This window comes from Streptococcus sp. NSJ-72, from assembly GCF_014334035.1.
Taxonomy (GTDB): domain Bacteria; phylum Bacillota; class Bacilli; order Lactobacillales; family Streptococcaceae; genus Streptococcus; species Streptococcus constellatus.
This window is the reverse complement of record NZ_CP060489.1, coordinates 74,346-94,140: the sequence shown is the minus strand read 5'-3', so window position 1 is coordinate 94,140 and position 19,795 is coordinate 74,346. Positions and strand designations below refer to the sequence as shown.

At 40.7% G+C, this 19,795-nt stretch carries 19 protein-coding genes; 1 reads left to right on the top strand and 18 read right to left on the bottom strand.

The window, feature by feature from the left end; translation table 11 throughout:
* Window positions 1-2 precede the first annotated feature (2 nt).
* The 8 genes from H8787_RS00540 to H8787_RS00505 form a co-directional block, all read right to left on the bottom strand.
* The gene (locus H8787_RS00540; protein ID WP_187328003.1) at window positions 3-1,394 is read right to left on the bottom strand and encodes a V-type ATP synthase subunit B; all 1,392 of its coding nucleotides are present in this window, start codon (window positions 1,392-1,394) and stop codon (window positions 3-5) included.
* Complete coding sequence (locus H8787_RS00535) at window positions 1,381-3,171, bottom strand: V-type ATP synthase subunit A (protein ID WP_187328002.1); 1,791 nt, start codon at window positions 3,169-3,171, stop codon at window positions 1,381-1,383. The genes H8787_RS00540 and H8787_RS00535 overlap by 14 nt, the downstream gene beginning before the upstream one ends.
* Window positions 3,172-3,183: 12 nt before the next feature.
* Window positions 3,184-3,507 carry a V-type ATP synthase subunit F gene (locus tag H8787_RS00530; RefSeq protein ID WP_006270371.1) on the bottom strand — a complete coding sequence of 108 codons (324 nt, stop codon included), beginning with the start codon at window positions 3,505-3,507 and terminating at the stop codon, window positions 3,184-3,186.
* Window positions 3,497-4,507 (bottom strand): V-type ATPase subunit, encoded by a 1,011-nt coding sequence (locus H8787_RS00525; protein ID WP_049476204.1) that lies wholly within the window; start codon window positions 4,505-4,507, stop codon window positions 3,497-3,499. Before H8787_RS00525 ends, H8787_RS00530 begins: the two co-directional genes overlap by 11 nt.
* An 11-nt stretch (window positions 4,508-4,518) precedes the next feature.
* Complete coding sequence (locus tag H8787_RS00520; RefSeq protein WP_187328001.1) at window positions 4,519-5,109, bottom strand: hypothetical protein; 591 nt, start codon at window positions 5,107-5,109, stop codon at window positions 4,519-4,521.
* A 55-nt stretch (window positions 5,110-5,164) separates the two neighbouring features.
* Window positions 5,165-5,644 carry a V-type ATP synthase subunit K gene (locus H8787_RS00515; RefSeq protein WP_003071156.1) on the bottom strand — a complete coding sequence of 160 codons (480 nt, stop codon included), beginning with the start codon at window positions 5,642-5,644 and terminating at the stop codon, window positions 5,165-5,167.
* Window positions 5,645-5,743: 99 nt separating this feature from the next.
* On the bottom strand, window positions 5,744-7,702 hold the full coding sequence (locus tag H8787_RS00510; RefSeq protein ID WP_187328000.1) for a V-type ATP synthase subunit I: 1,959 nt from the start codon (window positions 7,700-7,702) through the stop codon (window positions 5,744-5,746).
* Complete coding sequence (locus H8787_RS00505) at window positions 7,692-8,015, bottom strand: hypothetical protein (protein ID WP_003027241.1); 324 nt, start codon at window positions 8,013-8,015, stop codon at window positions 7,692-7,694. The genes H8787_RS00510 and H8787_RS00505 overlap by 11 nt, the downstream gene beginning before the upstream one ends.
* A gap of 236 nt (window positions 8,016-8,251) precedes the next feature.
* Here H8787_RS00505 and H8787_RS00500 point away from each other — a divergent pair, with 236 nt between their 5' ends.
* Window positions 8,252-9,097, top strand: a complete 846-nt coding sequence (locus H8787_RS00500) for a MurR/RpiR family transcriptional regulator (RefSeq protein WP_006270388.1) — start codon at window positions 8,252-8,254, stop codon at window positions 9,095-9,097.
* 54 nt (window positions 9,098-9,151) lie between these two features.
* On the opposite strand, the gene H8787_RS00495 is transcribed toward H8787_RS00500, so the two are convergent.
* The 10 genes from H8787_RS00495 to adhE all read right to left on the bottom strand — a co-directional run bounded on the left by H8787_RS00495 (window position 9,152) and on the right by adhE (window position 19,762).
* Window positions 9,152-10,036 (bottom strand): ROK family protein, encoded by an 885-nt coding sequence (locus H8787_RS00495; RefSeq protein ID WP_006270385.1) that lies wholly within the window; start codon window positions 10,034-10,036, stop codon window positions 9,152-9,154.
* Window positions 10,037-10,053: 17 nt separating this feature from the next.
* Entirely contained in the window at window positions 10,054-10,971 is a 918-nt protein-coding gene (locus H8787_RS00490) for a dihydrodipicolinate synthase family protein (RefSeq protein ID WP_187327999.1), read from the bottom strand.
* Between the two features lie 25 nt (window positions 10,972-10,996).
* Window positions 10,997-11,644, bottom strand: coding sequence for a DUF624 domain-containing protein (locus tag H8787_RS00485; RefSeq protein WP_006269059.1), 648 nt, complete (start codon window positions 11,642-11,644; stop codon window positions 10,997-10,999).
* A 24-nt stretch (window positions 11,645-11,668) separates the two neighbouring features.
* Entirely contained in the window at window positions 11,669-12,121 is a 453-nt protein-coding gene (locus tag H8787_RS00480; protein ID WP_187327998.1) for a YhcH/YjgK/YiaL family protein, read from the bottom strand.
* 13 nt (window positions 12,122-12,134) lie between these two features.
* Complete coding sequence (locus tag H8787_RS00475) at window positions 12,135-12,965, bottom strand: carbohydrate ABC transporter permease (protein ID WP_020997532.1); 831 nt, start codon at window positions 12,963-12,965, stop codon at window positions 12,135-12,137.
* Between the two features lie 16 nt (window positions 12,966-12,981).
* The gene (locus tag H8787_RS00470; protein WP_003074939.1) at window positions 12,982-13,869 is read right to left on the bottom strand and encodes a carbohydrate ABC transporter permease; all 888 of its coding nucleotides are present in this window, start codon (window positions 13,867-13,869) and stop codon (window positions 12,982-12,984) included.
* 111 nt (window positions 13,870-13,980) lie between these two features.
* Complete coding sequence (locus H8787_RS00465; RefSeq protein WP_037596356.1) at window positions 13,981-15,306, bottom strand: ABC transporter substrate-binding protein; 1,326 nt, start codon at window positions 15,304-15,306, stop codon at window positions 13,981-13,983.
* A gap of 45 nt (window positions 15,307-15,351) precedes the next feature.
* Window positions 15,352-16,056, bottom strand: coding sequence for an N-acetylmannosamine-6-phosphate 2-epimerase (locus H8787_RS00460; protein ID WP_006270386.1), 705 nt, complete (start codon window positions 16,054-16,056; stop codon window positions 15,352-15,354).
* Between the two features lie 187 nt (window positions 16,057-16,243).
* A complete protein-coding gene (locus tag H8787_RS00455; protein WP_262350644.1) occupies window positions 16,244-16,762 on the bottom strand; it encodes an HAD family hydrolase in 519 nt (172 codons plus the stop codon).
* Between the two features lie 348 nt (window positions 16,763-17,110).
* Entirely contained in the window at window positions 17,111-19,762 is a 2,652-nt protein-coding gene (adhE, locus tag H8787_RS00450) for a bifunctional acetaldehyde-CoA/alcohol dehydrogenase (RefSeq protein WP_187327996.1), read from the bottom strand.
* Window positions 19,763-19,795: the final 33 nt, after the last annotated feature.

The following is a 19,795-nucleotide window of genomic DNA, read 5'->3' as shown; positions in this document are numbered from 1 at the left end:
CCTTAAGCTTGCCGCCTACTTTCTGGTAAATATTGGTCAATCATATCATCCTTAATCCGCTTAAGCTCCGTCCGTGGCAAGATAGACAACAATTCCCAACCTAAATCTAGGCTTTCTTCAATCGTTCGATTGGTATAAAATCCTTGATTGATATATTCTTTTTCGAATCGCTCAGTAAATTGTACATAGAGCTTATCCCTATCAGATAATGCAGACTCTCCTAGTACAACTGCTAATTCTTTGGCCTGTTTCCCTTGTGCATAAGCCGCAAAAAGCTGATTCATCGTTGCCGCGTGGTCTCCCCGAGTCTTTCCTTCGCCAGATCCTTTGTCCTTGAGACGCGAAAGGGACGGTAATACATTAATCGGCGGACGATAACCACTATTGTAAAGGTCACGCGACAGGATAATCTGACCCTCAGTAATGTAACCAGTCAAATCAGGAATGGGATGAGTGATATCATCCTCAGGCATGGTAAGAATTGGAATTTGTGTGACCGAGCCTTTCTTCCCTACCAAACGTCCCGCACGCTCATACAAAGTGGATAGATTGGTATAAAGATACCCCGGATAGCCTCGGCGTCCTGGCACCTCTCGACGAGCAGCGGATACTTCTCGCAAGGCCTCACAGTAGTTCGTCATATCTGTCATGATGACGAGAACGTGCATGTCCTTTTCATAAGCCAAGTATTCGGCAGCCGTCAAGGCAATTCGTGGTGTCGCAATCCGCTCAATAGCAGGATCATTTGCTAGATTGATAAAGAGGATAGAGCGGTCAATGGCCCCCGTCTCCCGCAAGTCATTCATAAAAAATTCGGCTTCTTCAAAGGTCGTCCCCATAGCTGCAAAAACGACTGCAAAATTTTCTTCTGAATTGAGCACAGTAGCTTGACGAGCAATCTGAGCAGCCAATTCCTTATGAGGCAGGCCCGATCCAGAAAAGACTGGCAGTTTTTGACCGCGTACCAAAGTATTGAGGTGATCAATAGCTGAAATCCCAGTCTGAATGAACTCATCAGGATAATCTCTTGCTACTGGATTGATCGCTTGACCGTCAATGTCCAGGTATTTCTCAGGCAAAATATCTGGACCACCATCAATAGGCTTACCCATCCCATTGAAAATCCTTCCGACCATATCTTCTGATACTGGCAACTCAAGAGGATGACCGGTAAAACGCACCTTAGTTTTCCCTAGATTGATTCCGCTAGAGCCTTCAAACAGCTGCACCATCGCCTTATCTTCTTGCACTTCTAAGACCTGCCCTTGACGCTTCGTTCCATCATGGAGTTGGATTTCCACTAATTCATTGAAATGCACCCCTTCTACTCGATCCACAATCATCAAAGGGCCGACAACTTCACTGACGGTACGGTATTCTTTAATCACGTTCATTGGTTGCTCCTCCTTGGGCAAGAATATCATGCAGTTTTTCCCGAATAGCGGTATCCAAACTGCGAATTGCTTCCAACTGATCCTCTGGGATAAATTTAGAGCGGGCAATCTGATCTCTCAACTCCACAGTACCGTTCATAATCTCAGTAAAATAGGCACCTAAATTCAAAGAACGGTTAGCTTCTTCATCAAACGTTAGGATATTAGTAAGAAGAGCTACTTGTTTTTTAAAGGAAGTGTAGGTATCCACTTCGTCAAAAGCATTCTGCTGCAGGTAGTCCTCGCGGATCATTTTTGCTGTATTCATGGTAAGACGATCCTTTTCAGACAGCGAATCCAGACCAACCAACCGTACGATTTCTTGTAGTTCACTCTCTTTTTGAAGAATGTTCATTGCCTTGGTTACCTTTTCTGACCAAGTCAACTGTTCATGCTGATTGATATAGTGCCCTACCTCATCTAGATAAAGTGAGTAAGAACTAAGCCAGTTGATAGCCGGAAAGTGACGACGTTGTGCCAACTGAGCGTCCAATCCCCAGAAGACCTTGACAATCCGTAGAGTATTTTGCGTGACGGGCTCCGAAATATCTCCACCTGGAGGGGAAACGGCACCAATTGCAGTAATACTTCCCTCGCGCTCGTCACTACCTAAGGTTTTCACCCGACCGGCTCGTTCGTAATATTCAGCAATCCGACTGCCGAGATAGGCAGGATAGCCTTCATCGCCCGGCATTTCTTCCAAACGCCCGGACATTTCCCGCAGAGCTTCTGCCCAACGTGAGGTCGAATCTGCCATAATGGCCACAGAGTAGCCCATGTCTCGGAAGTACTCAGCAATTGTAATTCCTGTATAAATAGAAGCCTCACGCGCCGCAACTGGCATGTTGGATGTGTTCGCAATCAGAACGGTTCGTTGCATAATTGACTGACCAGTTATTGGATCGATTAGCTCTGGAAATTCATTTAAGACATCCGTCATTTCATTGCCCCGCTCGCCACAGCCAACATAAATCACGATGTCCACATTAGCAAATTTGGCAACCTGATGCTGAACAACGGTCTTGCCAGCTCCAAATGGGCCAGGAACAGCAGCAGCCCCGCCCTTGGTGACTGGGAAAAAGGTATCAATCACGCGTTGACCCGTCACCAAAGGTTCCTCTGGGATCAGCTTTTGAGCAAATGGACGGCCTCTCCGGACTGGCCACCTCTGCATGAGACTGCCGACAAAGACAGAACCATCCGCACGCTCAATTTCATAGACTGCTTCTTCGACCGTGAAGCTACCAGCTTCAATAGCCGTCAGCCGACCACTAACACCAACTGGTACCAGAATACGATGCACTACCAGCTCGGTTTCTTGAACGGTGCCTAGAATATCTCCAGCTTGGACTTCATCGCCGACAGCTAGACAAGGTACAAAGTCCCACTTAGTCTCACGATTCAGATTAGGCAGCTGAACTCCACGTACCAGAAAATCACTCTGTGTCACCGTTTGAAAGCGTGCCAAAGGACGTTGAATGCCATCAAACATTTGCGAAATCAGCCCCGGCCCCAACTCAACCGATAACGGACTCCCTGTTGTTTCTACTGGTTCTCCTGGCCCAAGACCAGAGGTTTCTTCGTATACCTGAATAGAAGCCTCATCTTGACGCATCTCGATGATCTCCCCAATCAAGCCCAAATTGCCTACATGACAAATATCCTGAATGTTCGCTTCCTGCATTCCAGAAGCAACCACCAAAGGACCTGAAACTTTTATAATCTTTCCTTGACTCAAGTCTTGCTCCTTCTAATTTAAAATATTTTGTCCGACTGCTTTTTCTACATTCTCACGAATGCGTCCCCGTCCTAATCCCGTTATTCCTTTATGAGTCGGGATTAAAATAATCGCCGGCAGCACTTGCTTATCATAGTAAGCCAATGTTTCAGGGATTTCTGCAGCCACATCCTCTGTCAAATAAATAATGGCAAAATCTTCTCGACTCAGTCGGCGTAAAGCATTCACAGCATCAGCTGCTCCTGTGACTGGAAAAGTCTGAAAACCAATTAGACGAAAAGGTAGAATGGCATCACGATTTCCTACCACACCAATTTTATAAGTTTTACTGGCCATAAATCGGTCTCATCCTTTCTTTAATGTTTTCTACTGGAAGCTGATTTGTCAAACCGGTCAAAATAAGTCGAAGATTTTTCACTTCTAGCTCTTTCCCCAATAAATAGCGAGCTAATGGAAGTGGACCACTTGTTTCAAATCGTCCTTGCTCTAAGAGTTTAAACGGAACCAAGTCTGCTAAATATTCCAGTTCAAGATTTGTCAGCTTCCCCAAATGCATTTTTTCTTCATAAGAGCGCAATTCTGCATCAAATTCTAATGGGTTTACTTGAGAAAACCAGTCCGTTAGTTGCCCTTTTTCTGCTAACTCAATCCACTCTGCACTTGTCAAAGACCCATCATCAGATAAGAGTTGTGTCATAAAACTATGCGGTTTTTGGTGACGAATGGCACGCTGTACCGTTGTTGCATTGTAAAAATCAATCGTCAACCGTACCAACTGCTTAAGCCGCTCATCTTCAAATTCAGATTCCAACCTTTTTAAGTGCGCGAAATAAGCTAGATCCATTCCGATTTCTAGAACACGTACATCTTGGTAATCCTGATATTCTGCCCAAGTTGCTTCTATTTCATCCACCATCAATTTTGGACAGTATTCCGTGGAAAAGGTTGTAATCAGCTGCTCCAGCATGTCTAACGAATATGACCCGACAGGAATCAACAGATGCTTTAAATTTAAGCCTGTTGCCTTGTGCTTAAGCAACACTTTAAGATTATGATAGGTATATTTAAGCGTGAAAAACTCCACCAAAGCAGATGTTGGACTGACTTCAAAAGCCCATGTATACTCTGCAAACAAATGCTTCATGAGAAATCTCTCAATCGTATTTAAGTCAGTTAGTTGTTCATGATTCGGATTATATGCTGTCCCTTCCAAAGCTGCTGATCGACTTTCAGAACTTGAAGCTCGCAACAACTGCTCATACTGCGCAGGACTTAAGAAACTACTCTCATGAATACTAATTTCCGTATTAACTTGTGCGAAAGTATTGTCATTCATGAACAGTCTCCTTACTCTTCTTTATCTTGGAAAATAGCCTGAGCGAGCCGATAGCTTTCCTCCTGCCATAAAGAATCCACCAAATAACGGTAGAGATAGTTATCGTCAACATTCCCTCGCGAAAGGAGAAAACCCGCTTCTCCACTCACAGCTGAAGAAGCTAATTTCACTTGTGGATAACGCTCTAACAATTGTTCTAATTGAACGGCTGAATATTTACCAAATGTTCGTGAACCAAATGTCAAAACCAGCTCTTCTTGAGGATACTTTTTTAAGATCTGCTCCAAAAAAGCCTGTTCCTGTTTGAGCGACCAAGCCGCCATCTGCTCATAAGCTCCTGCAAATAATTCTTTCAAAATCCGTTGCTTGGTCGCCAAAGTAGATTGACGTTTTTCATTTTCAAGTTGCTGCACTTTACGCTGTACTTGACGTTTTAGCACTTTTACTTCTTGCTCACGTTGTTGCATTTTTTCTTGTTTCAGCCGTGCTTTTTGTTCTTTAGTTTCGCGATCAAGGGTTGCTTGGGCATTAGCTACTAACTGGCGCCCATTTTCATGCGCCTGCTCTAAAACCGAATCCCTCAATTGAGATTCAAATCCCATATCTGCCTCCTTCTATGAAATCAGATGGTTCAAGACCCTAAAAACTGTCTCATTTTCATTTTACATTCAAAACCATTAAAAGAGACACAACAAAGGCAAGGATAGCATAGGTTTCGACCATGGCAGCAAGGATTACTCCTTTCATTACGTCTTCAGGACGTTTTGCCAAAATCTGCATGCCTGCTGTCGCTACATTTCCTTGATATTTAGCAGAATAATAACCAACAATTCCAATTGGAAGTGCGGCAAAAAAGAGTGCCAAGCCTGTTTGGAGAGCCATTTCAGGTTGAACTTTAAAGAAAATTAAAATTCCAATAACAAAACCATACAAACCTTGCGTACCTGGCAACAACTGCAAAATCAAAGCGCTAACAAATTTCTCGGGCTGTTCTTTTAACAACGCTGCTGCAGCCTGACCAGTCGAGCCGACATTCCGCGCAGAACCAATACCACTAAGAAAAATCGCCAGAACCACACCTAGTGCTGCGAAAAAGGCACCGCCATAAGTTGAAAAATAAGATGAAAAAGCTTGCATAAATAAACTCCATTTCTAATAGTAAATACTATTTGTTTGATTGTTCTAATTGTCAATGATATAAAATTCTGTCTGAGCAATTAAAACAATTTCGCTGAACTACTTTTTGTAGCGAACATATTTCCCTGCTGGTTTCAAAGGTTTAAAGGCTTTTCCACCACCATCGTAGAATTTTCCAAAAAATTCAACAAAAATTAAACGTGCTCCATGCACATAGCCTGATAAAAAGGAGAGGAACATATTGATACTGTGAAGGGCGATAAATAGCACAATACCAATACTGAAGCGAGCAAAAGGAGGAAAGAGACTAACAATTAAGTTAAAGGCTGAACCAATGCTCGCACCTGCAAGACCCAAAGCCATAAGTCTCGTGAAACTCACCAAATCGCCCACATAACTGCTGATATTGTATAAATTAAACAATGCAGACCCCAATCCTTTCAAACTCTTAGCGCTGATAATAGAAACGAGTACAATACCCACAGCATTTATAATAGCAAGCCCTTGTCCGATCAAACCAGCAATAGCAAGCGATGGGAATAATCGACCCGCTGCTAATAAAGCCAGCCCGACGAGAATCAGCATCCAAGCAAAGCCTGAATTATAGGCTTCCGCATAGTCTTTCATGCGAATATTCTTTGCACCACTGAGATAAAGCCCTGTCATGACTGTAATAAACCCAATCACGACCGACATAATCAGAATGGTGATCACATCCGTACTGGTATCAACAATCGCAAAAGGCAATTTGAAACCAAAGAATGAACCGTAGATGACTCCCCAGAGTGCAACGCCGACTCCTAAAATTCTAAAAAAGCGTAAATTCTTAGCCAGATTTGGCTTGATATGTAGAGCCTTCAAAGCCCAACTTGTTCCACCAAAGAGCAACAAACCATAGCCAATATCAGCTGCCATCATACCAAAAAAGATAAAATAAAACAGCGACACAACGGGTGTTGGATCTTTGTCTTCGTACTTCGGCAGCGAATACATTTCCGTTACCAACTCAAACGGCTCAATCAGCGCATTGTTTTTGAGTTTTGTCGGCACGTGCTGTCGATCAGCTGCCGTCATTTCATGGATTTGAAGCAAGACAGCACCACCAAATTGCTGCGTGAGTCCCATTCTTAAATCTTCTATCTGCTCCTGCTCAATCCAGCCCTCTAAGGCAACCAAATTCTGTGTACTAGCAAGAGCTTCCTTGATTTCTTGACGAGAAGTTAAATTCAATACATAATCCAACTGACACTTGAGTTGTTTTAATTCTTCATTTGAAGATGTCAGTTGTATTTTTGTTGAAGTTATGAGTACTTCTTGCTCTTTTATCGTCGCTTGTAATGCTACCAAACGCTCCTTTGGCAATTCCTCAAAAGCATATTCAAACAGCTTGAAACCAAGTTCTGTCAAAACTGCTTGGGTTTCTTTAGCAACTTCTGCTTTACATAATACAAGGATTCCTTTTTCTGTACTGCTAGTAAAAACCTCTTGAACTTCCAGATTAGGATAATCCTGCAATCGAATATTGAACTGATTGTTTCCACTGGTTGGAATGGTTCCAACAAACGCACGAAGATGTTTAAATTGCTTAAGTGCTACTGGAGTAACGTCTAAACTTACCCATTTTTCCAACTCCGCTACTTCCGACTGAGCCGTTTCTTTGACTTCTTGTGCTCTTGCCAACACTTGAAATTGTTGCTGAATCGCCGCAAGAAACGCTTCTTCGTCACGCGCTTGTCCCATCTGTTCTAAACTGACAAAGCTTGTTTCCAACGGAGCTTCCTTCAATGCTTCCAGCATTTTTTTCTTAGGAACAAATGCTTGCAGGTTTTCAATCATACGTGCGAGTTTTTCCTGCCGCCGAGTCAAAGCTTGAAGGTGTTCCGAAAAAGATGTATCAGGATTCCACACTAACTCTTTCTCAAAAGCACCTTTCCAGGTCTCTTTTGTTTGTAAATCCTGAATTTCAACCGATTGGAGATTTTGCAGATAGGAAAGGATTTCATCCAACAATTCTTTTGGCAACAGCAGCGACAACTCCTGCATTTGACTAATTGCCATATTTTTCTACCACCCTGTCTACAATCATTTGCAGTAACGCCTCTTTTTTATTTGACAAAGCTGCTTGGACTTTTTCTTCGTTCTCTTGTTTCGTTTTTTCCAAGTCTTGTGTCAAGCTAGCAATCTCTTTTTCAGATTGTTCCTTTAACTCAATAAGCAACTGTTGTTTTTCTTCATCATAGGCTCGCCCTAGCTGCTTCAAATCCCTAGCAGCTTGGTCTTGCAACTCCCGAATCTGATGTTGATAACCAGCTAGCACTTCATCTGCTGCTCGCTCAATTTCTTGCATTTGCTCAAGAGTAGCATTCGTCATATCTTGCACCTCCTTTGTATCATACAATGGCTGTAACGTTTACTTGTGTAAATTATAACACATTTTCAAACCATTCGTCACAGAGTTTTATTCCTTTTCTGCGCTTAATTGAAATCATTTTACCGTGTGCTATTTATCAATCTACCCAGCGTCTTATTTTGTAAAACTATGTTATAATACAAATAGGTTTTTCAAAACATTTGTTCTATATCACTACAAGTAAAGAGAGTACATCTATGAAAAATACGCGACATATTATGGCGAGAATCGAAAGCCATTTTGACAGCATGACCGACTTAGAAAAGCGGATTGCAAACTACTTTTTAAATCCTTCTAGTATCTACGACGACCTTTCTTCGCAAAAAGTTGCGCAAACTCTTTTCATCTCCCAGGCGGCACTTACTCGCTTTGCAAAAAAATGTGGATTTAAAGGTTACAGAGAGTTTAATTTTCAATATATTCATCAATTGCAAAGTAATGTAGAAGAAACCAATCACTTACAACACGATGTGTCCCGTAGAGTTTTGCGAAATTATACTCAAATTCGACAACAGACAGAGGAATTGATTGATGAAGAAAAACTGTTGCGTGTGGTGCAGTTTATCGAAGAAGCGGATCGAGTGTATTTTTTTGGTATTGGTAGTTCAGGGTTGGTAGCTCGTGATATGAAACTGCGCTTCATGCGGCTTGGGGTCATCTGCGAAGCTTTGACAGATCAAGACGGCTTTGCTTGGACGACCAGTATTTTAGACAAAAATTGCTTGGTGATTGGTTTCTCTTTATCAGGACAAACCCAATCTATCATCAATAGTCTGATGGATGCCAAAGCAATGGGAGCTAAAACTGTATTGGTAACAGGCCAATCAGACAAAGTTGACCAACAATTTACGGAAATCATTCCTGTTGCCATTCAAAGCAAACCAGAGTATATTTTGCGCATCTCAGCTCAATTTTCTATGTTGCTGGTGATTGACTTACTCTATGCCTTTTTCCTTGAAATTGATCGGGAGAAAAAAGAAAAAATCTTCAACAGCTATTGGGAAAATAAAAAATTAAATGGTTACTACCAACGACATAAATAACAAAAGAGCAAGTTGAGTTCAGATTTTCCTGAGAACCTCACTTGCTCTTTTTATCTATTGTTGTTTATTTTTAAAATGATAATAGGCACCAAACATTCCTGCTGTATTTTGATAGTAAGCGAAAGCGAGCTTGGTTTTTTTAGCGATACTTGGTACCAAGCAGGCTTTCATAGCAGCCTCAATTCGAGGACGAAGAACGGCCTCTTGCTCCATAATGCCGCCACCTAAAATCACCACTTCTGGATTGACTACATAGCAAATATTCGCAATCCCTTGTCCTAGATAGTTAACCATGCGGTCAATGCCTTGGATACAGCGTGCATTTCCTTCTGTTGCTTCCTTGAAAATGCGCCGTCCATTCCACATAGCAGGATCTTCTCCGTGAAGTTCTGCTACATAATTGACCAAGGCCGTCGTTGAAGCCACATCTTGGAATGCACCATCTGACAGATACACATAACCGACTTCACAGGCTGAATTACTAAAGCCGTGAAAAACCTGACCATCCACCAGCAAACAGCCACCGATACCCGTCCCAATCGTCAAACAAATCGCAATGTTCGCTCCCTTTCCGCTCCCGGACATGACTTCTGCTAAGCCAGCACAATTAACATCGTTTTCAATCTCACAAGGAACGGCAAATGTTTCTTCTACCACTTTCTTGAACTGAGTACCTGCATAGTTCGGAATCTGAGGACCAGCATAAAAGATTTCTCCTTTATCTGGATCGACCATTCCGGCTGAGGAGATACAAACCCCAGCAACTGGAATTTGTTCTAAATAACGTGCTACAATTCCCTTTACCTTGCGCAAAATTTCTGGACCGCCCTTATAAGCCTCTGTTGGGATTTCATGTGCTTCCAGCAAGGTGTCAGTATCATCAATCAGACCATATTTGATATTTGTTCCACCAATATCAATGGCAATATATTTCCCCATAATCCACCTCTTTTTTATTACAAGAACGTTTCCTTAGCTGCACGAATCAAACGAGCTGCTTCTTCTACAATCGGACGATCTGTGCCTGTCACTGGTGTTAACGGAGCACGAACAGAACCAACGTTTAGATTTTCATTGATTTTCAAGACTTCCTTGATGACAGAATACATATTTCCATGAGCAGCAGTTAATTTTCCGATAATAGTGTTGATGGTAAATTGTAATTCTTTTGCTCTCTCCAATTCTTTGTCGGCAATCAATTGGTTGAGCTTTAAGAAAAGTTCTGGCATAACCCCATATGTTCCGCCGATACCTGCTCTTGCTCCCATCAGGCGACCACCTAAAAATTGCTCATCTGGCCCATTAAAGACGAGGTGGTCTTCCCCGCCAAGTGCTGCAAAGGTTTGAATGTCTTGGACAGGCATGGAAGAATTCTTCACGCCAATCACACGTTCATTTTTGAGCATTTCTGTATATAAACTTGGCGTCAGAGCTACACCTGCCAACTGCGGAATATTGTAGATCACAAAGTCTGTATGTGGGGCAGCCGCGCTAATAGCGTTCCAATATTGAGCAATCGAGTATTCTGGCAAACGAAAATAAATCGGTGGTATGGTCGCAATAGCGTCCACTCCCAAGCTTTCTGCATGGCGCGCTAACTCCATACTATCCTTGGTGTTGTTGCAAGCGACGTGAGCAATAATAGTTAATTTCCCTTTTGCCACTGCCATTACTTCTTCTAAAATCAATTTTCTATCAGCAACACTTTGGTAGATACATTCACCAGATGAACCATTGACATACAATCCTTGAACTCCTTTGACGAGAAAATATTCTACCAAAGCTCGCACGCGCTCTGGACTAATCTCGCCTTGATCATCATAGCAAGCATAGAAGGCCGGAATGACCCCTTCATATTTTTTTAAATCTCTCATATTTTATTCTCCAAGTTAATTGGTTTTATCGTTTATATTTATTAAAAATAGTTTCCATAATAGGCAATTGCAAAAATCCTAAGGCTGCAAAGCCAACTAATACAAAAAGAGTAAAGCCCAGTAGCAATACAAATCCTGAACTAGAGAGGAAAAAGACAATTACAGCTAATAAGGCTATCATCAAAAAGAACCACGGGAAATGCAAACTCACCATGATCAGTCCCGTTTGTAATAGATCTTTTACCGTCATTTCAAACTTAGCTGCCAAAGGATAGATGCATAAAAACAGCAAACTAGTAAAAATGATGACACCGATACAAGTTGCTTTTAACATTTGAAACAGCATTGTTTCCTGCTTCCAAAAAAGCACGAGGTCAAATAGACTGATTCCTACAAGTAGCAGTTCTAGCAAACCAAGTTTTAAACCGACTTTCCAATTTTTTCTAAATGCTTGCATGTACATCGCTGTGACTTTTACGCGACGCGCACCCTTGATTTCAAACAAAGTTTCATACAAGCTAATTTTGGCAATACCAATCGTAACAAGTGGTAGACAAGACAGCAGAAAAAGAAGATTGACTGTCACTAAATCAAGAATTTTTTCACAAATTCTCATGAATAAATTATCCGTATTAAAAATAGATTTCACTAACTGAGAGCTTTTGTTCTCCATGCTCAATCTCCTTTATTTTTCTAGTTAGTCAAATAGCACTTTTACCACGCATTTCTTGACCGTCAACCCCTTGCCAGCAAAACCATTTGGGTGATGAGCTTCTTCTGGTAAAAACGCCACAAAATTCCGATGATCCAAAACTAGCGGATAGACTTGGTTGCAAGTGTTAAAACCAATATCTTTCTCTGCATCATAAACTTTGCGAAGTTCCGTTTGCTCATAGCCATACTGGATTATTTCTCGCCCTTCCAAGAGAAAATGCAAATCCAAATAACGATGATGAAATTCAAAGCCATCATTCTCTTCTTGATTAAGCTCATTTTCCTGCACAAAGAAGAAAACTTTGTCTCCATTAATCTCATAGCGTCCTAACTCATAATTGCTTAAATCGTGAGTTAGGAGATAATCAATGGCACAATCTAAATGATTATGGATACTTTTGTAATGGGCGAGATTTTCCAATTCATCGAAAATCATTCGTTCTCCCTCCTTATCCTTTCACAGCTCCCATGGTAATACCTTGTGTGAAGGATTTTTGGAAGACAAGAAAGACGGTTACAATCGGAACAGCTGCCATAGCAGCACCAGCCATAATCAAACCATAATTCGTTGCCATTTCAGCTTGCATCGTTGCCACTCCAAGTGAAATCGTTAGATTCTGCCGCGATGTCAGCATGACCAATTGCATAAAGTAATCATTCCATGTGTTGATAAAGGTAAAAATGGCAAGGGCAGCAAAACCTGGTTTTACAATTGGAAAAGCTACATTCCAAAAAGTCCGAATTTCACCACAGCCATCAATCTTAGCAGATTCCAACAATTCCGTTGGGATATTTTCACTAAATTGCTTCATGAGGAAAACCCCAAAAGGCCAACCGACAAGAGGCAAAATAACTGCAGCTAGTGTATCATGAATTCCCATAAAGTTGACAATACGGACCAAAGGAACCAGTACTACTTGTTTAGGCAGAGCCATAGCAGCGATAAAAGTTGCAAAAAGAATCCGCTGCCCATAGAAACGTTTTTTAGCCAGAACATAACCCGCTAAGGCAGAAGTAATGCAGACCAAAAACATGGTCGCTAGCGAGATAAAGACACTATTCCACATCCATTGCAGGGCTGGGTTTTGCACCATCAGCTGTTGGAAATTTTCTAATGTTGGCATCTTAGGCCACCATTGAGGTGGAATGACGATCGTATCTGGCTGCGATTTGAAAGCCCCTGTTAAAATCCAATAGAAAGGAAAAACAAAGAGAACGGTCAACACCAAGAGAATAATCGTTGAAATTACCGTAAAGGCACTCATTTTTTTCTGTTTCATCTTGTCTCTCCTTTCTTTAATATTCGACGTCATTTCCAAGAATCTTGAATTGGGCGAAGCTAATCAAAGCAATCATGACAGCTAAAAATACTCCCATGGTATTAGCATAACCATATTCAGATAACTTGAAGGCTTTTTCATACAGGTAATACATCAATGTACTGGTTGAATAGTTTGGCCCTCCGGATGTCAACAGCTGAATCAAGGCAAAACATTGGAAGGAATTGATTGTTGTAATGATCGCAATATACAGAGTTGTTGGCAAAAGACTTGGCCATTTAATCTTCCAGAAAACTTGCAGCTCTGTCGCTCCATCAACACGCGCAGCTTCCACCAATGAATTGTCAATATTTCCCATAGCAGCAATATAGAGAATAATAGGCTGCCCGACAGAAGTTGTCAGCAAAATCACAATAATCGCCATCAACGCCCAATGCTTATCACCCAGCCAAGAAATATTCTGATTGATGACATGACCCGACTTCAGGACGAAATTCAAAATCCCTGACAGTGGGTCGTAAATCCATTTCCATACAACCGTTACAGCTACACTCCCTGTTACCACCGGCAGGAAGAAGACGAACCGATAAAATGACCGTGCAATCGCATTCTGACTATAGGTTTGAGAAGCCACAAACAAAGAGAACAACACAACAATTGGTACCGAACCAATAACGATAATCACCGTATTAATGAGAGATTTAATAAAGACTGGATCTTTAAACATTCGTGAGTAATTGTCCAATCCAACGAATGAAAAGGAAGTCATAGAATAATTAAAGAAACTCGTTACAAATCCCATCACCATCGGTGCCAATACAAAGACAATAAAGAATAATAGAACTGGTGCCAAAAAAGCATAGGAAATCACCGTTTCTCTCATTCTTATTTTATTCACTTTCACATTCAACACCTCATTTAGCTAGAGGAGATACTGACCTCCTCTTTTTGATAAAAAATTCCCTTTTCCTATTTTATGAAACCAACAACAGAAAAAGGGAAATCGTTACATTATTTATTTTTTACTTTTTTTAATGGTTTCATTTGCTTTTTCTGTAAAGGTCTTCAAAGCAGATTCAACTTTTTCATCGCCATTTGAAACAGATTGCAACATTGGGAACCAGAGTGTTCTCATTTCTGCAAATCCATCAATCGTATTGTAATATGGTGAATAATATTTTGTCCAAGTGCTGATTGTTTCCATCCGTTTGTCATTATACAATTTTCCAAATGAGGAACGGACTGGGAAGGCACCTGTACGAACAACATTTTTTGGCCCCCACTTTTTATCATCCGCAATAAATTTGACAAACTTTTTAGCAGCTTCTACTTTCTTTTTATCTTTATTGTTAAAGATACCAAAACCATTTACAAGGTATTCCAAAGCTGGTTTTCCGTTATCTGATGGGAATGGCACTTCCACAACTTCGACGCCACTGGCTTTCAAGAGTTTAGCTTGGATGCCTTTTTGCGCAGGTGCCCAAAGAACAGTATAAGAAGTTTGCCCATTCGCAAAGTTTTGAATATCTGCTCCACCATCGAATTGAGAGCCGTTTGTCATCAAACCATCTTTAATCCAGCTCACTGCTTTGTTCAAACCTTTGACAAAGTTTGGACTGTCCGTTGTATATTTTGTCACCTTATCATCTGTTACAGAACCACCATAAAGATTTGAAATGAAAGCACGTGTACCTTGGTCACCACCTTGACCATTACTGAAGAGTGATCCAGGAGTATACCCTTTAGCTTTCAATGCTTTTAATACTTTTTCAAAGTCAGCAGTTGTCCAGCCCTCTTTAACAAGGTCTAACACACCAGCTTCTTTCAGCATTTTCTTGTTCAATGCCATGTAAAATGGCGCAGAGCTAATTGGATACATATAGGCTTTGTCACCAGCTTTGCTAGCCTGAATGATTTGATTGTTATTGACATCTTTGACAAAATCATTTGTAAAGAGATCGTTCAATTCTGCCAATTTACCATTTTTACCATATTGAATGATCCGACCCGGTGCGTCAAAGAGGACATCTGGTGCTGTTCCTGCTTCAATCGCCGTTGTGATTTTTTCTGGACCAGATTTGAAATCAATTGTTTCTAGTTTCACTTTAATATCTGGATTGGCTTTTTCAAATGCTTTGATAATTTCTTTTTCATAAGTTCCAACACCATCGTTTGCTTTTTCTTGCGTGAAGACTGGGAAAGCCCACCAAGTAATCTCTGTCTTACCAGAAGAATTACCTGAATCAGCCGACTTGTTTGAACCACCTGAATTTCCACATGCTGCCAAAGATAAAATTGCAGCTCCTGCAACTAACGAACAAAGTATTTTCTTCATCCTCATATTGTTTCTCCTTTTATTGTCATCCTTTTTAGGATAAAATTGTTCCTACTTTTCACTTACTGCTGCAACAAAACGCTCTGTAATTTCTTTTGGACGCGTAATGGCACCACCTACTACAATTCCTCTAACACCTAAGTCATGAATCGTTTTAGCTTCACTTGGGTAATGAATTTTTCCTTCCGCGATAACATCCAAACCTGCATCACATAAATTTTTTATCAGATCAAAATCCGGCCCCTCACCTTGCAAACTATAAGAAGTGTAGCCCGACAAAGTTGTCCCTACAAAGTCCACACCCGCTTCTACCGCAGCAGCTCCCTCTTCAAAGGTACTCACATCTGCCATGAACAATTGATGAGGATATTTCTCCTTCACTTGCTTGATGAAATCCGCAATCTTTAAACCATCAAAACGCTCCCGCTTTGTACAATCAAAAGCAATCACTTCAATATCCAGAGCTGCTAGTTCATCAATTTCTCGCATCGTTGCGGTAATAAATGGCTCTTGAGGTGGATAATCTCGCTTGATAATACCAATAATGGGTAGCGAAGTGACCTCTTTAATTTCCTTAATATCCCGAACGCTATTCGCTCGAATACCAACAGCGCCTCCTTGTTCAGCCGCTTTCACTAAAAGAGGAATAACCCCACCTGCTTCAGTATAAAGCGGTTCATGTGGCAGAGCTTGACAGGAAACAATGATGCCATCTTTTATTTTGGCAATCAGCTCGTCTTTTGTCATTTTTGCCATAGACAGCCTTCTCCTTTACTATTGTAGATCGATTTTTAAAGCGCTTTCAATCTCACAGTGCTATTATAGCTGTTTTTTAAAACGCTTTCAATAACATCCGATATTTAGGTTCTAATTTCTGATAATGCTCACTTTTCTCTTAAATCTTGAAAGTAGTTTCAAGAAAACGATACCCAAAGCATCACAATCATTCACTCTCCTTCAAGGTTTGTAGTATTGAGAAAATCTCAATCATATCTTTTGCGACCATGTCAGCTTGACTCTGGTCAACAGGCATCCTCTTTTCTTCATAAGCAATAATCTTTAACCCTGCACTCTTAGCAGCAGCAATACCACAAAAAGAATTCTCAATAGCTACAGCATTTCCCACATTTATATCCAATTTTTCTAAAATAACTTGATAAATCGCTGGATTAGGCTTGCTTTCCGCAAAATCTTCACCACTGACAATCAAGTCAAAATATTCTTTAATTCCACAAGAAGTCAGAACTTCTATAATATGTTGATATCTAAAAGACGATACAAGTGCTACTTTTATATGATTTTTCCTAGCATATAAGAGAATCTGCACGATAGCTTTCTGAAACAATTCTTGGTAGTTTACCTCTTGATATTTTTCTGCTGCAAACTTGTCTAGTTGATGATCGATTGTTTCCAAAGATAAACTTGTCTGGCTGAGCTGTTTAATACAACGATAAAGAGCCATATAAGATTTTCCAACTAAAATCGAAAAATCTTGCTGAGACAACTCATTTGGACTTGAACTAAACAAGCACACAAATGCTTATTGTAATTGAAAATCTAGATATTCCGTATCCACAATGACACCGTCCATATCAAATACCAATAATTGAAGCATGATTGTCCTCTTTTTTCACAACTAGATTAAAGGAAAGCGCATATAACAGCAAGCGAAAGCAAAAATACTCCCCAATAGAAAAATCTCCCTGCTTTTACAGAGAGATTGTGACTGATAAACTGATTTATCTTTCAAAACCTGAATATATTGTCTACACAATTGACAAACGATTCAAATCAGAACAAACTTTACCGTCTATTTACGACGTCCTGGACGTTCTGCATAGCCATAGTAAGCGTCAGCCATGATTTCTTCCATATCAGCTACCATTGGCAAGCGTGGATTGGCTGGTGAACATTGGTCTTCATAAGCTAGAAGGGCAATTTCATGCAGACTATCATTCCAAACCTTTTCATCAATTCCTTGATCTTTGAAGTTCATCTTGATGCCGACTGCCACACCAAGATCATACACAGCTTTTGCATAAGCTTCAACTGCTTCTTCCGGAGTTGAGCATGGCAAACCAAGCATACGAGCGATATCTTGGAATTTTTCATCAGCTTTCCAGTAATTGTACTTAGGCCATGTTGTAGTTTTAGATGGACGAGTTCCATTGTAACGGATAACATATGGAAGCAAGATTGCATTGGTACGTCCGTGAATGGTGTGGTGAACAGCACCAATCTTATGCGCCATTGAGTGACTCATTCCAAGGAAGGCATTTGCAAAGGCCATACCAGCCATTGTAGAGGCATTATGCATCTTTTCGCGAGCTTCTGGGTCAGCTGTTTTTACAGATTTTTCCAAGTATTTAAAGACCAACTTAATAGTTTGAAGGGCAATACCATCTGTATAGTCATTAGCAAAGTTTGAAGTATAGGCTTCTGTAACGTGAGTTAGAACATCCATACCTGTATCTGCTGCGATAAATGCTGGAACAGATTCTACCAAAGCTGGGTCAACAATCGCAATGGTTGGCGTCAAAGCATAGTCAGCAAGTGGGTATTTACGATTGTTTGCTTTATCAGAGATAACAGCAAACGGTGTTACTTCTGAACCTGTACCAGATGTTGTTGGGATACCAATGTATTTCGCTTTCTTACCAAGTGATGGGAATTTGAAGGCGCGTTTACGAATATCCATAAATTTTTGAACAAGATCGCTGAAGTCAACTTCTGGTTGTTCATAGAACATCCACATTCCTTTAGCCGCATCCATTGGAGAACCACCACCGAGTGCAATGATTGTATCTGGTTCAAATTCACGCATTGCTTCAGTACCGCGGCGGACTGTTGTGATGTCTGGATCTGGTTCAACATCTGAGAAGACTTGAATCGTCACTTTATTTGCACGGAGATTCAATTGATCAATCACACGTTGCACAAAGCCAAGTTTTTCGATAGATTTATCGGTAACAATCATAACACGTTCAATGCCTTCGCAAGTTTGAAGATATTGGATTGAGTTACGTTCGAAGTAGATTTTTGAAGGAACTTTAAACCATTGCATATTATTTCTACGTTTCCCTACTTTCTTGATGTTGAGAAGGTTGATAGCGGATACGTTATCACCAACTGAGTTACGTCCGTATGAACCACATCCAAGCGTTAATGACGGAATGAAAGCATTATATACATCCCCAATACCACCGAAAGTAGATGGAGAGTTCCAGATGATACGCATTGCTTTTATTTCCGTACCGAAACGTTTTGCAAGAGTTTCGTCTTTTGTATGGATAGCAGCTGAGTGACCAAGACCGTTGAATTCAACCATTTGACGTGCTTTCTTAAGTCCGTCTTCAGTGTCTTCAGATTTCAAGACTGCAATAACTGGTGATAATTTTTCACGAGTCAAAGGTTCTTTTTCACCAACCTCTTTACATTCTGCTGCAAGAATGTTGGTATCTTCTGGAACAGTGAACCCAGCTTGTTCTGCAATCCAAACAGCTGATTTACCAACGATATTTGGATTTAGCTTAGCACCAGCACAGTTTTTGCTGTTCGCTTTAGCACCAAAGCAGAATTCTTCCAGAAGGGCTTTTTCTTTTTTGTTTACAAAATAAGTATGATATGATTTGAATTCTTCTACAAATTCATCATAGATTTCTTTATCAATGATAACTGCTTGTTCAGACGCGCAAACCATTCCGTTATCAAAAGATTTAGACATAACGATGTCATGTGCTGCTTGGCGGATATTAGCTGATTTTTCAACATAAGCTGGCACATTTCCAGCACCAACTCCAAGGGCTGGTTTTCCACATGAATAAGCAGCTTTTACCATAGCATTCCCACCAGTCGCAAGAATGGTTGCAATACCTTCATGATTCATCAAAGCTGTTGTAGCTTCCATAGATGGTTGAGTAATCCATTGCACGCAGTTTTCAGGTGCTCCTGCTGCAATCGCTGCATCACGAACGATTTGTGCTGCATGAGCAGAAGATTCTTGAGCAGATGGGTGGAAAGCAAACACAATTGGATTGCGTGTTTTCAATGAAATCAAAGATTTAAAAATCGCAGTTGAAGTTGGGTTGGTTGTAGGAGTTACACCACAGATAACACCAACTGGTTCAGCAATTTTAGTCAAACCTGTAATTGGATCATCTTCAATAACACCAACAGTTTTAACACCACGCATATTGTTAACAACATGCTCACAGGCAAAGAGGTTCTTCGTTGCTTTGTCTTCAAAGACACCGCGACCCGTTTCTTTAACAGCATGCTCAGCTAAGATACCGTGCGCATCAAGAGCAGCAACTGAAGCTTTTGCAACAATGTAGTCTACTTGTTCTTGATTTAATTTTCTCATTTCTTCTAGAGCAATTAGCCCTTTTTGAACAAGTTCGTCAACATGCTTTTCAGCAGCTAACTTTTTTTCTTCGGGAGTTAATGTTTTTTTATCAGCCATGTGTTCCTCCAATGGTTCTCAGGATTTTTAAAA